Below are 11,758 nucleotides of genomic sequence, written 5' to 3' on the forward strand. Positions count from 1 at the left end.
GTGGGGCTCGACCAAGTGTGACGCTGTGCTAGTGTCTTAGTCTAGTGACACAATTCGGTGCGAGGGGATGTCGTACGTGGTCGAGTTCCGGGTGGACCGCGGCAGCGGTATGCCGGCGTATCTCCAGCTCGCCCAGCAGGTCCGCGAGGCCCTGCGGCTGGGCTGGCTGACGCCGGGCGACAAGCTGCCGACCGTCCGCGAGGTGGTCGCCACCAGCGGCGTCAACCCGAACACGGTGCTCAAGGCCTACCGCGAGCTGGAGTTCGCCGGCCTCGTCGAGGCCAGGCAGGGCGCCGGCACGTTCGTGAAGGCCGCGCTGGGCACCGCCGACCGCAAGGACCTCGCCCGGCTCTACGACGAGCTGGTCGAGTGGCTCGCGCGGGCCCGGAAGTCCGGGCTGGAGGACGAGGACGTGGTCGCTCTCCTGCGCACCGCCCTTGAAGGGGAGAGGGAATGACTGAGGGGATCGCGCTGGCCGTGGAGGGCCTCGGCAAGCGCTACCGGCGCAAGGTCGCGCTGCGGGACTGCTCGTTCGAGCTGCCCGCCGGCCGGGTGTCCGCACTGGTCGGGATGAACGGCGCCGGCAAGACCACGCTGCTCAGCGTGCTCGCCGGCCTGCTGCCGCCGACCGAGGGGAGAGTGCGGCTGCCGGCCGGCGAGCGTCGGATCGCCTTCGTCGCCCAGGAGAAGCCGCTGTACCGGCACTTCAGCGTGCGGGACATGCTGCGGCTGGGGTCCAAGCTGAACACGGTGTGGGACCAGCAGCGCGCCCTGGACTGGCTGGCCCGCTTCGACGTCCCGTTGGACCGGCCGTGCGGCAAGCTGTCCGGCGGCCAACAGGCGCAGGTGTCCTTCGCGGTGGCGATCGGCTCGCGGCCTTCGGTGCTGCTGCTGGACGAACCGCTGTCCAATTTGGACCCCCTGGCCCGGCGCGAGGTCGTCAAGGAGCTGCTGTCGGCCGTCGTGGACACCGACATGACCGTGCTGATGTCGACGCACGTGGTGGCCGAGCTCAGCGGGGTCGCCGACCACCTGCTGCTGCTCGGCGACGGCGAGCTGGTGCTGTCCGGGGACGTGGACGACCTGCTGGCCGCGCACCGCAACTACGCCGGCCCGCGCTCGGAGCGGCCGCCGGTGCCCGGCGAGGTGCTGGTGGCCAGCCATGTCGGCGGCCAGTCGACGTTCCTGATGGAGAGCTTCGAGCCGGTGGCCGCGCCGTGGACCGCGCGGCCGGTCACGCTGGAGGACCTCGTGCTGGCCAGGCTGGAGAACGCGCGGGCGGTGGCCGCGTGAGCTGGCTGACCTGGCGCCTGCAACGCAGCACGATCATCGCCGCCGTGGCGCTGATCGCGGTGTTCGCGGTGGTGGTGCCGAACCTGGACCTGAGCAGCCACCTCGATTCCCGAGCCGCCAACGGGCTGTTCGTCCTCGGGCCGCCGGCGTTCGCCACGGTGGTCGCGGTCTTCTGGGGCGCGCCCCTGGTCGCACGCGAATATGAGCACAACACGTACAAGCTGGTGTGGTCGCGCGACCGGTCGGCGACGCGCTGGCTCGCGGTCCGGGTCGGGCAGCTGCTGGCGCCGCTGGTGGTGCTGACGATCGCCGTGAATCTGATCACGCGTGTGTTGTACGACCGGATCGTGGCCGCCTCGCAGTATCCGCCCAGCGACGTGACCCCGTACGACCTGTGGCCGCCGCTCCAGCTGACGATGGTGCTCGCGGCCTTCGGCCTCGGCATCCTCGCCGGCATGGTGGCGCGCAGTTCCGTGCCGGCCATGGGAATCACGCTCGTCGTCTACGCGGCGTTGCGGATCGGTCTCGGGATGTTCGCGCGGCCATACCTGCTGCCGCCGTTGCGCTACATCGGCGAAGGGCCGCCGGACGGCTCGATGCCGGTCGGTTTCGGCTACCTGGACGGCGCGGGCCACGAACTGTCCAAATCGGACGCTGTCACCCAGTGTGCGGCGACCAGTCCGACCGGCGTGCAGAAGTGCATGGGCAGCAACCAGATCGTGCGGCAGTACGTCGACGCCCAGCCGCCCGATCGGATCCAGGACCTGCAACTGATCGAGTTCGGCATCTACGCGGCGATCGCCGCCGTGACGCTCGCCGCCGCCTGGTTGGTGCTGCGCCGAAGGATGGTGGCCTGATGCTGTGGATCACCTGGCGGCAGCACCGGACCGCCCTCATCGGCACGCTGGTGGTCACCGCGGGCGTCAGCGCGCTTCTGCTGTGGATGTGGCAGGCCGTGGCGGAGCTGAACGACGCCTGCTCCCAGCACGACTGCATCACCGGCGTGCCTGGCGCACTCGGTGACCAGCTGCGTTGGGTGTACGCCTCGCTCTACTTCGGCCAGCCGATCCTGGCGGGCCTGGTCGCCATGTTCTGGGGTGCGCCGCTGCTGGCCCGCGAGTTCGAGCAGCGGACCTATCTGCTGGCGTGGGCGCAGGACGTGACGCCCATGCGCTGGCTCGGCAGCAAGGTCGCGCTGCTCGGTGCGGCGGTCCTGCTGCTGTCGGGGGTACTCGCGGCCGCGAGCTGGCAGCTGGTCGGTGCGATGAAGGAATCCGGCAACTACTTCGGCATGGACGACTTCAAGGCGCTCGAGCAGTGGCCGCCGACGCAGGTGCTCTACGCGCTGTTCGCGTTCGTCCTCGGTCTGGCGGTCGGGCTGCTGGTGCGCCGCACGGTGCTGGCCATCGGCACGACACTGATCGTGTTCGCGACCGTGCGACTGGTGGTCGCCTTCACGGTGCTGTGGTGGGTGCCGCCGCTTCGCGTGGCGGCATCCCCGCAGGGTGGCGGGCTGCCGCCCGGCGCGTACTACCTCAGCGGCTACGGGATGCCCTACCTGCGGTCCGCCGTACTGGTCTACCAGCCGGTCGAGCGAGTGGCGACGTTCCGGTGGTTGGAGGTGATCACGTACGCGGTGCTGACGCTGGTGCTCGCCGGAGTGGCCTGGGCGGGGGTGTGGCGCGTCACACGGGTAGGCTGACCCACCCGTGGACTCTCGCACCGGTCTTCCCGTCGTTGGCATGGTGGGCGGCGGCCAGCTCGCCAGGATGACGCACCAAGCCGCGATCCCGCTCGGCCAGGCGCTGCGTGTGCTGTCGGTCACAGCGGACGAGCCGGCGCCGCTGGTCACCCCCGACGTCGTGCTGGGCCACCACACCGACCTCCAGGCGCTGCGCGACTTCGCCGCCGGCTGTGACGTGCTCACCTTCGACCACGAGCACGTGCCCACCGAGCACCTGCGCGCGCTGGTCGCCGAGGGCGTCAAGGTGTTCCCGGGGCCGGACGCGCTGGTGCACGCCCAGGACAAGCTGGTGATGCGGCGCAAGCTCGCCGAGCTGGAGCTGCCGATCCCGCCGTTCGCCGAGGTCACCTCGGTCGGCGACGTGCTCGCCTTCGGTGGCGCGCACGGCTGGCCGTGTGTGCTCAAGGCGGCCCGCGGCGGCTACGACGGCCGCGGCGTGTGGATGCTCAATCAGCCGCAGAGCGCCCACAACGTGGTGCCCGAGCTGCTGGAGGCCGGCACGCCGCTGCTGGTCGAGCAGTGCGTGCCGATGCGCCGGGAGTTCGCCGCGCTGGTCGCGCGCTCCCCGTTCGGGCAGGGCGCGTCGTGGCCGCTGGTGCAGACCGTGCAGTCCGACGGCATCTGCGTCGAGGTGCTCGCGCCCGCGCCGGACGTGCCCGTCGAGGAGTCCGAGGCCGCCCAGGAGCTGGCGCTCAAGGTCGCCGACGCGCTCGGCGTGGTCGGCGTGCTGGCCGTCGAACTGTTCGACACCCGGGACGGCGTGATCGTCAACGAGCTGGCGATGCGGCCGCACAACTCCGGGCACTGGACCATCGAGGGCGCCCGGACCTCGCAGTTCGAGCAGCACCTGCGGGCCGTGCTGGACTACCCGCTCGGCGCGACCGACAACGTCGCGCCGGCCGTGGCGATGGCCAACGTGCTCGGCGCCGCGGCGACCCCGAAGATGGGCGTCGACGAGCGGCTGCACCACCTGTTCGCGCGGTTCCGGGACGCGCACGTCCACCTGTACGGCAAGGCCGAGCGGCCGGGCCGCAAGGTGGGGCACGTGACCGTGCTCGGCGACGACATGACCGAGTGCCGGCGGCGGGCGACGCTGGCCGCCGGCTGGCTGGCCGAGGCCGAGTGGGCCGACGGGTACGACATCCACGGAGGTAGGTAGCGGTGGCGCTGGTTGGCGTGATCATGGGCAGCGACTCGGACTGGCCCGTCATGGAGGCCGCCGCGCAGGCGCTCGCCGAGTTCGACGTGCCGTACGAGGTCAGCGTGATCTCCGCGCACCGCACCCCGCAGCGCATGCTCGACTACGCCCGCGACGCCGCCGGCCGCGGCCTCCAGGTGATCATCGCCGGCGCCGGCGGGGCGGCGCACCTGCCCGGCATGGTGGCGTCGGCGACCGTGCTGCCGGTGATCGGCGTGCCGGTGCCGCTGAAGTACCTCGACGGGCTGGATTCGCTGCTCTCGATCGTGCAGATGCCCGCCGGCGTGCCGGTGGCCACCGTGTCCGTGGGCGGCGCACGCAACGCGGGGCTGCTCGCCGTGCGGATGCTGGGCGCCACCGACCCCGTGCTGCGGGACCGGATGGCCGGCTTCCAGGCCGGCCTGGAGCAGCTCGTGCTGGAGAAGGACGACGCGCTGCGACGCAAGGCACAGGCGCAGCTAGGTGAATGACCGCTAACATGCACGTCAGCAACGTTGCTACTCGTTGGTAACAGGAGGCGTGCGGTGAACCCGGACTTCGGCACCTACCAGTTGGCCGAGGAGCACGAGGAGCTGCGGCAGGCGATTCGTGCCCTGGCGGACAAGGAGATCGCGCCGTTCGCGGCCGAGGTCGACGACCAGGAGCGGTTTCCCCGTGAGGCGCTGGACGCGCTGGTCAAGTCGGGTTTCGCCGCCGTCCACGTGCCCGAGGAGTACGACGGGCAGGGGGCCGACTCGGTCGCGACCTGCATCGTCATCGAGGAGGTCGCGCGGGTCTGCGCCTCGTCCTCGCTGATCCCGGCCGTGAACAAGCTCGGCACCATGCCGATCATCCTGGCCGCGTCGGACGAGCTGAAGCGGCAGGTGCTGCCGTCGATCGCCGCCGGCGAGGCGATGGCGTCCTACGCGCTCAGCGAGCGGGAGGCCGGCAGCGACACCGCGTCCATGAAGACCCGGGCGCGGCAGGACGGTGACCAGTGGGTGCTCAACGGCACCAAGTGCTGGATCACCAACGCCGGCGAGTCCACCTGGTACACCGTCATGGCGGTCACCGACCCGAACGCCGCCAAGCCGTCCAACGGCATCTCGGCCTTCGTCGTGCACAAGGACGACCCCGGCTTCTCGGTGGGGGCCAAGGAGCGCAAGCTCGGCATCAAGGGCTCGCCCACGCGGGAGATCTACTTCGAGGACTGCGCGATTCCCGGGGACCGGATCATCGGCGAGCCCGGCACCGGTCTCAAGACCGCGCTGCGGACCCTCGACCACACCCGCCCCACCATCGGCGCGCAGGCCGTCGGCATCGCGCAGGGCGCGTTGGAGGCGGCCATCGCGTACGTCAAGGAGCGCAAGCAGTTCGGCCAGGCCATCGCCGACTTCCAGGGCGTGCAGTTCATGCTGGCCGACATGGCCATGAAGATCGAGGCCGCCCGGCACATGGTCTACGTCGCCGCCGCCAAGGCCGAGCGCGGCGAGCCCAACATCGGCTTCATCACCGCCGCCGCCAAGTGCTACGCCTCCGACGTCGCCATGGAGGTCACCACCGACGCCGTCCAGCTCTTCGGCGGCGCCGGCTACACCCGCGACTTCCCCGTCGAGCGCATGATGCGCGACGCCAAGATCACCCAGATCTACGAGGGCACCAACCAGATCCAGCGCGTGGTCATGTCCCGCGCGCTGCTGCGCGGCTGACCGCTCACCCAGGCGTCGCCGAAGACTCTCATCGGTGATACTTTCATCGATGAGAGTTTCACCGATGAAAGTCTTGGTGGCGCCGTGGACGGATTCGTCGGGCGGGATCGCGAGCTGGAGCTGCTCGGCCGGATGTTGACCCGGACGGCTGAGGGCGGCCGGGCGGGTCGTCCCGGGCGCGCGGTGTTGATGCGCGGCCGGCGACGGGTCGGCAAGTCGCGGCTCGCCGAGGAGTTCATCGAACGGTCCGGCGTGCCGTCCCTGTTCTTCACGGCCTCGGCTCAGCCGACCGTCGACCTCGACCTGGAACTGTTCGCGGCGGCCGGTGCGGCGTCGGACCTGCCCGGTGCGGCGCTGTTCGACGGGCAGGCGCCGCAGACCTGGGATGCGGCGCTGCGGCTGCTCGCGACCGCACTGCCGGAGGACCGTCCGAGCGTCGTCGTGCTCGACGAGATGCCGTATCTCATCGCGACCGACCCGGGCTTCGAAGGAACCCTGCAGAAGCTGTTCGACCGGGAGCTGTCGCGGCGTCCGGTGCTGCTGCTGTGCATCGGCTCGGACCTGGCGATGATGGAGGCGCTCAACGACTACGGGCGGCCGTTCCACCAGCGGGCGACCGAGATGGTGGTGCCAGCGCTGAGCCCCGCCGACGTCGCGACGATGCTCGACCTGCCCGCCGCCGAGGCGTTCGACGCCTACCTGGTGTCCGGCGGTCTCCCGCTGGTGCTGGACGAATGGCCGCGCGGCAGCTCGGTGTGGGACTACCTCGGCGAGATCGTCGGCGATCCGACGTCGGCTTTGCTCGTCAGCGGCGAGCGATCGCTGGCGGCCGAGTTCCCGTCCGAGGCCAATGCCCGTCGTGTCCTCGGCGCGATCGGCTCCGGCGAGCGGACGTTCACGCTGATCGCGCGGGCGGCCGGCGACATGCCCGCTGCCAGCTTGGCTCGAGGGCTCCAGCTGCTGACGTCGAAGCGTTCGGTCGACGCCGCCACACCGCTGTCCACGCAGCCGTCGAAGGAGACCCGGTACACCGTCGTCGATCCGTATCTGCGGTTCTGGCTGGCGTTTCTCGGCCCGTACCTGCCGGAGATCGAACGCGGTCGAGGCGACCTCACGCTGGCCCGCATCAGGAAGTCGTGGACGTCCTGGCGCGGCCGGGCGATCGAACCCGTCATCCGGGAGACGCTGCGGCGGACCGTCGGCGGACCGGTGCCCGACGACACCGCGGTGATCGGCGGATTCTGGACGCGCAGCAACGATCCGGAGATCGACCTCGTCGGGGCCGACCGGCAGCCGATCGCGAAGCGGATCACTTTCGTCGGCTCGATCAAGTGGCTCGAGAACCGGCCGTTCGACGAGCACGACCTGGCCCGGCTGGTCGTGCACCGCTCGCAACTGCCCGGGGCCGACGACAGCACGCCGTTGCTCGCGGTGGCGCGCTGCGGCGGGACCGCGAGCTCCGTGACAGTGGTCACTCCGGACGATCTTCTTGCCGCGTGGTGACTTCTCACGCCGGTCGGGCGTGGGATCATGATCAGCGTTGACCACTTGGTCGTGGCGCCCGTCCGGTCCCGGACGACCGGGCGGGCGTCGCTCTATGTCCGCCGGCGGGCGGCGGCGCAGCCGGCGAAGACCAGGCCGACGGCGATTGCCAGGCCCACCGCCCCGCCCACTGCCGAGAAGACGCCGGGCGGCGTGTTGGCTACGTTGATCCCGGTGGCGAAGAGGCAGCCGAAGGCGAGGTACCGCCACGGCCACGACACCTGCCGGCGGTAACTCCACAACGACCGCCGCGCGGTCGCGCCCGGCTCCACCCCAGTGGTCATGGTCCCAAGGTAGTCCTCGGGCACCGCCCTGGGCAGGCCCTGAGCGTTGACTCAGGGTGTCCTCCAAGGTTCATCAGAGTCACCGGCGGGGCGTTGCGAGGGTCCTTCGGCGCTGGTGCCATGGCTGCGAGGGGTCGTCACCAATGCGTAAGGAGTCCACTGTGGAACACGGCCGGAACATCGCGGGCCTGCTGGCGCGTGTCGTGATCGGTGTGGTGCTGATGCTGCACGGCTGGCAGAAGTTCTTCGAGTACGGCATCGGCGGCACGGCGGCGAGTTTCGGGCAGATGGGGGTGCCGCTGCCGGGAGTGTCGGCGGTGTTCGCGGCGGTGGTGGAGCTGGTCGGCGGCGCGGCGCTGGTGCTGGGGATCGGGCTGCCGGTGGTGGGAGTGCTGATCGCGATCGACATGGCGGGGGCGTTCGTGTTCGCACGGCTCGGCACGCCGCTGATCGCGCCGGAGGGCGGGCAGCTGGAGCTGGGTCTGCTGGTCGGCGGACTGCTGGCGGGCTTCGCCGGCGGCGCCTACAGCCTGGACCGAATCCTGTTCCGAGGCAAGGAAAAGGCCGTTCCGGAGGCGGCCGCGGCCTGATCGGGTCAGCGAGCGTTACGGCCTGAGCAGCTCGACGGTGGTGCGCTCGGACTCGCGGCGCCTGGGCAGGGCGGCGGTGTCGAGGTTGCTGCACTGCACGAGCGCGGCGCCGGCGGACAGGACCGCGAGCAGGCCGTCGGCTAGACCGTCCGGAGTGGACCAGTCCAGAGTGGACAGCACGCGGTCGTCAGGGCCGATGTGCAACGCGGCGGCGCGGTCGGCGGCCAGGGTGATCAGGGCGTCCACAGTGGATCCGTGGAAGGCCGGCGCGTCGTCGGGAACCTTGTCGTACGCGACGAAGTCGTCGCCGAAGATCCGGGACTCGGTGAGGTAGTCCAGCCCGCCGCCCGGAGCGTCGCCGGAAAAGCCGCGTCCCAACGGATCCAGCGCGACGACGGCGACGGACTCGGCGCCGGGGGCGGAACCGTCGGGACCGATGAAGGCGACGAGGGCGTCCTCGGGGTCGGCGACGACGTGAGCCCCGCACCACCAGGCCCCGAGCAGCACGCCGACGGTCTGCCAGTGCGACGGCAGGGCAACGGAAACCGGGCTGCCGACCTCGACGTCGAGCTCGTCACGCAGCCAGTTCGCGGTCTTGGCGGCCCAGTTCGCCACGGTCGCCCGGGACAGCTCGATCCGGCTGCCGAGCGCGTCGTCGTAATGCGTGATCAACGGCTTGGCCGGCGCGGACAGCAGCGGGGCGAACAACCGGGCGGTGACGCTCATGGCGGCCAGCCTAGTTCACGCAGCGAGTCCCGTTGACGGTGATGGGATCGGGAGCGGCGTTCAACCGAAGCGGGCCCGCCGACGTGAAGCCCGACGGCGAGGCAGCGGCCAGGCCGGCGACGAACTTCTTCACGGCGTCCGGATCCACGACGACCACGCTCTGCCCGCGGTCGTTACGTCCGTTGGGGTTGACCACGGGAATCGTCACGAACTCGACGTTGCCGCCGGTCAGGCTCTGCGCCTGCTGCACGAAGCCGAACACGTCCCAGCCCTGGTCGATCACCACGGACTTCTGCACGGCGGCGGTGAGCGCGGCCAGCCGGCCGGCGTCGAGCAGTGTGCCGGCGGACAGGACCTCCTTGGCGGCCGACGCCAGGAACACCTGCTGCCGCACGATCCGGTCCAGGTCCCCGTGCGGCAGATTGTCCCGCTGTCGCACGAACGACAGCGCGTTGCTGCCGGACACGGTCTGCGGCCCGGCGCGGAAGTCGGCCCCGGAGTTGGGATCGCTGGTCGCGTGCAGCAGGCACACCGGCACGCCGCCGATGGCCTTGCTGAGCAGGTAGAAGCCGTACAGGCTGACCTCGGCGTAGTGGTCGACACGCAGACCGGTCAGGTTCTGCACGCTCTCCACCAGCGCCTGCCGCCCGGCGGCGTCGGAGTCCCGTTCGACGGCGGCGTCGTCGTGCTCGCCGCCGGCCCGCAGCCGTTGCGCCGTCAGGTATTTCACCGCGCCGTAGGCGGCGTTGATCTTGTCGGTGCGAAAGCCGGGGATCGGCACCTCGGTGTCCCGCGGGATCGACACCGCGGTGCTCCGGCCGCCGTCCTTGGGAATCCGCAGCAGGATCAGGGTGTCGGTGCTGAGGCCGTCGTTGGCCTCGGTCCGCAGCTGGCGCAGGATCGAGGCGGGCAGCGGATTGCCGTTGAGGTCGGTCCGACGGTCGTCGCCGACCAGCAGGATGTCCGTGGCGCCGTCGTCCTTCGGCGGCGCGTTGGTCTCGGTGGCGACCTGGGCCAGCACGGGAGTGGTGTTGACCGCCTGCTGGACCTGCTCGTGGATGTTGCGTGCGAACGCCGTCGCGGCCAGCACGGCGATCGACGCCAGCGCGACGGACGTGCGGCCGCACACGCGTGCGATCGTCCGTCCCCGGCTGCCCATGCGGTCACACTAGTTCACGCAGGGCACGCCACCGGCCGTAATGGAAGGACTGGTGGGGGTCGTCACGGCGGTCGACGGGATCACGTACTTGGGCGTCATGGCGAAACCCTGCGCGCCGGGCCCGTTGTAGTCCTTGCCCAGATACACCCGGACGTGTCCGGCCGGCACCGCCGAATCCGGCTCGGTGACGACCTTGCCGCCCAGCGCCGCCGCCACCTTGTCGGCGTCGTCCGACGCGCCGGGGCCGTAGTGGACGGCCGAGGCCGGCTGCGTGGCGATGCTCAGATCCTCGCCCCGCACGAAGCCGTCGCCCACCAGCTCGTCGAGCACCGACGCGCCGAGGTTGCCCGCGCCGGAACCGTCCCGCATGTCGACGGTGATGCGGCCGTTGCCCGGGGTCGTGGTGCCGGTCGGGGTGGTCGCGCCGACCTTGCCGCCGGTCAGGCCGGCGACGAAGTCGTGCACCGAGTCCGGGTCGACGAGGGTGACCGACTGGCCCTCGTCCGACGTCACGTTCTGACCGGTGGGAATGGTCTGGAAGCGCACGCTGCCGCCGGCGATGCCCTGGAGCTGCTGCATGAACGTCAGCAGGTCCCAGCCGGAGCTGATCACCACCGACTTCTTGATCGCGTCGATCAGCGCGTTCAGCTTGGACGGGCTGGTCAGCGTGTCCGCGGACAGCACCTTCTGCACCATGCCGGCCAGGAACGCCTGCTGCCGCACGATCCGGTCCAGGTCGCCGCGCGGCAGGTCGTAGCGCTGCCGGACGAAGGCCAGCGCCTGCCCGCCGGTGATCACCTGCTGGCCGGCCGGCAGGTCGATGCCGGAGCGGAACTCCTTGACCGGCGCGTTCAGGCACACCGGCACGCCGCCGATGGCCTGGCTGATCTCGTAGAAGCTGGCCAGGTTGACCTCGGCGTAGCGATTGATCGTCACCGCGCCGCCGGTCAGGTTCTCGATCGTCTTGATCAGGTTCTTCCGGCCGGCCACCGCCGCCTGCTGCTCCAGGTCCGCGCCCTTGACGCCCTGGGCGGACAGCGTCGAGTAGGCGTCGTTGCGGGCGTAGGCGTACGCGGAGTTCAGCTTGTGCTTGCCGTAGCCGCCTGCGATCTGCACGTACGAGTCGCGCGGGAAGGAGATCGCCACCGCGCTGCGGCCGTCGGCCGGGATGTGCAGCAGGATCATGGTGTCGGTGTTGAGCTCGCCGTCGTCCGAACCGGCGTGCAGCTCGTCGAGCACCGCCTGTGGCAGCGGGTTGCCCTGGGCGTCGGCGCGGCTGTCGAGGCCGACGATGAGGATGTCCTGCGGGCCGTCGAGGCCGGGCACCGGCGGCGTGGTCGTGGCGGCGCCGGGGGCGGGCTTGTGTGTCTCGATCACGTCGGTGGTGGTGATGCCTCGGACCCGGTTCAGCTCGACCCAGCCGTAGCCGCTGGTCGCCAGGACCACCGCGGACATCAGCGCGGCCACGGTCCGACCGGTGACCCTCCCCGCCAGCGCCGCGCGCGATCTGTCCGCCGGCTCACGCATCGCGTTC

13 protein-coding genes are annotated in these 11,758 nt (G+C 70.9%); 9 read left to right on the plus strand and 4 right to left on the minus strand.

Going from position 1 to position 11,758, the window contains the following annotated elements; genetic code table 11:
- The first annotated feature begins 76 nt into the window (after positions 1-76).
- The 8 genes from BCF44_RS03905 (at position 77) to BCF44_RS03940 (ending at position 7,426) form a co-directional block, all read left to right on the plus strand.
- Entirely contained in the window at positions 77-457 is a 381-nt protein-coding gene (locus BCF44_RS03905) for a GntR family transcriptional regulator (RefSeq protein ID WP_116172891.1), read from the plus strand.
- Positions 454-1,293 carry an ABC transporter ATP-binding protein gene (locus BCF44_RS03910; protein ID WP_116172623.1) on the plus strand — a complete coding sequence of 280 codons (840 nt, stop codon included), beginning with the start codon at positions 454-456 and terminating at the stop codon, positions 1,291-1,293. Before BCF44_RS03905 ends, BCF44_RS03910 begins: the two co-directional genes overlap by 4 nt.
- Positions 1,290-2,150: an ABC transporter permease gene (locus BCF44_RS03915; protein ID WP_116172624.1), complete on the plus strand. Its 861-nt coding sequence runs from the start codon at positions 1,290-1,292 to the stop codon at positions 2,148-2,150. Before BCF44_RS03910 ends, BCF44_RS03915 begins: the two co-directional genes overlap by 4 nt.
- The gene (locus tag BCF44_RS03920) at positions 2,150-2,995 is read left to right on the plus strand and encodes a hypothetical protein (protein WP_116172625.1); all 846 of its coding nucleotides are present in this window, start codon (positions 2,150-2,152) and stop codon (positions 2,993-2,995) included. The genes BCF44_RS03915 and BCF44_RS03920 overlap by 1 nt, the downstream gene beginning before the upstream one ends.
- 7 nt (positions 2,996-3,002) lie before the next feature.
- Positions 3,003-4,196 (plus strand): 5-(carboxyamino)imidazole ribonucleotide synthase, encoded by a 1,194-nt coding sequence (locus tag BCF44_RS03925; RefSeq protein WP_116172626.1) that lies wholly within the window; start codon positions 3,003-3,005, stop codon positions 4,194-4,196.
- A 23-nt stretch (positions 4,197-4,219) separates the two neighbouring features.
- Entirely contained in the window at positions 4,220-4,705 is a 486-nt protein-coding gene (gene purE, locus BCF44_RS03930) for a 5-(carboxyamino)imidazole ribonucleotide mutase (protein ID WP_116172892.1), read from the plus strand.
- A gap of 54 nt (positions 4,706-4,759) precedes the next feature.
- Positions 4,760-5,923 (plus strand): acyl-CoA dehydrogenase, encoded by a 1,164-nt coding sequence (locus BCF44_RS03935; RefSeq protein ID WP_116172627.1) that lies wholly within the window; start codon positions 4,760-4,762, stop codon positions 5,921-5,923.
- Positions 5,924-6,007: 84 nt separating this feature from the next.
- A complete protein-coding gene (locus tag BCF44_RS03940; protein ID WP_246014813.1) occupies positions 6,008-7,426 on the plus strand; it encodes an ATP-binding protein in 1,419 nt (472 codons plus the stop codon).
- A gap of 92 nt (positions 7,427-7,518) precedes the next feature.
- On the opposite strand, the gene BCF44_RS03945 is transcribed toward BCF44_RS03940, so the two are convergent.
- A complete protein-coding gene (locus BCF44_RS03945) occupies positions 7,519-7,749 on the minus strand; it encodes a hypothetical protein (protein WP_147328383.1) in 231 nt (76 codons plus the stop codon).
- A gap of 161 nt (positions 7,750-7,910) precedes the next feature.
- On the opposite strand from BCF44_RS03945, the gene BCF44_RS03950 reads away from it, so the two are divergent.
- A complete protein-coding gene (locus tag BCF44_RS03950; protein ID WP_246014814.1) occupies positions 7,911-8,339 on the plus strand; it encodes a DoxX family protein in 429 nt (142 codons plus the stop codon).
- A gap of 15 nt (positions 8,340-8,354) precedes the next feature.
- Here the strand turns inward: BCF44_RS03950 and BCF44_RS03955 are convergent, their stop codons facing one another.
- From BCF44_RS03955 to BCF44_RS03965, 3 genes are read right to left on the minus strand one after another with little or no spacing between them, the layout of a single operon-like run.
- Positions 8,355-9,065, minus strand: coding sequence for a TIGR03089 family protein (locus tag BCF44_RS03955; RefSeq protein WP_116172630.1), 711 nt, complete (start codon positions 9,063-9,065; stop codon positions 8,355-8,357).
- Positions 9,066-9,075: 10 nt separating this feature from the next.
- A complete protein-coding gene (locus tag BCF44_RS03960; protein WP_116172631.1) occupies positions 9,076-10,224 on the minus strand; it encodes an LCP family protein in 1,149 nt (382 codons plus the stop codon).
- Positions 10,225-10,233: 9 nt separating this feature from the next.
- Entirely contained in the window at positions 10,234-11,751 is a 1,518-nt protein-coding gene (locus BCF44_RS03965; protein ID WP_116172632.1) for an LCP family protein, read from the minus strand.
- Positions 11,752-11,758: the final 7 nt, after the last annotated feature.

This window comes from Kutzneria buriramensis, assembly GCF_003387475.1.
GTDB classification, from domain to species: domain Bacteria; phylum Actinomycetota; class Actinomycetes; order Mycobacteriales; family Pseudonocardiaceae; genus Kutzneria; species Kutzneria buriramensis.

Bases quoted from the DNA above. Each gene is read 5' to 3' on its own strand.
- BCF44_RS03910 (WP_116172623.1), top strand. From the start codon at position 454: ATGACTGAGGGGATCGCGCTGGCCGTGGAGGGCCTCGGCAAGCGCTAC.
- BCF44_RS03920 (WP_116172625.1), top strand. From the start codon at position 2,150: ATGCTGTGGATCACCTGGCGGCAGCACCGGACCGCCCTCATCGGCACG.
- purE (WP_116172892.1), top strand. From the start codon at position 4,220: ATGGGCAGCGACTCGGACTGGCCCGTCATGGAGGCCGCCGCGCAGGCG.
- BCF44_RS03945 (WP_147328383.1), bottom strand. From the start codon at position 7,749: ATGACCACTGGGGTGGAGCCGGGCGCGACCGCGCGGCGGTCGTTGTGG.
- BCF44_RS03955 (WP_116172630.1), bottom strand. From the start codon at position 9,065: ATGAGCGTCACCGCCCGGTTGTTCGCCCCGCTGCTGTCCGCGCCGGCC.
- BCF44_RS03960 (WP_116172631.1), bottom strand. From the start codon at position 10,224: ATGGGCAGCCGGGGACGGACGATCGCACGCGTGTGCGGCCGCACGTCC.
- BCF44_RS03965 (WP_116172632.1), bottom strand. From the start codon at position 11,751: ATGCGTGAGCCGGCGGACAGATCGCGCGCGGCGCTGGCGGGGAGGGTC.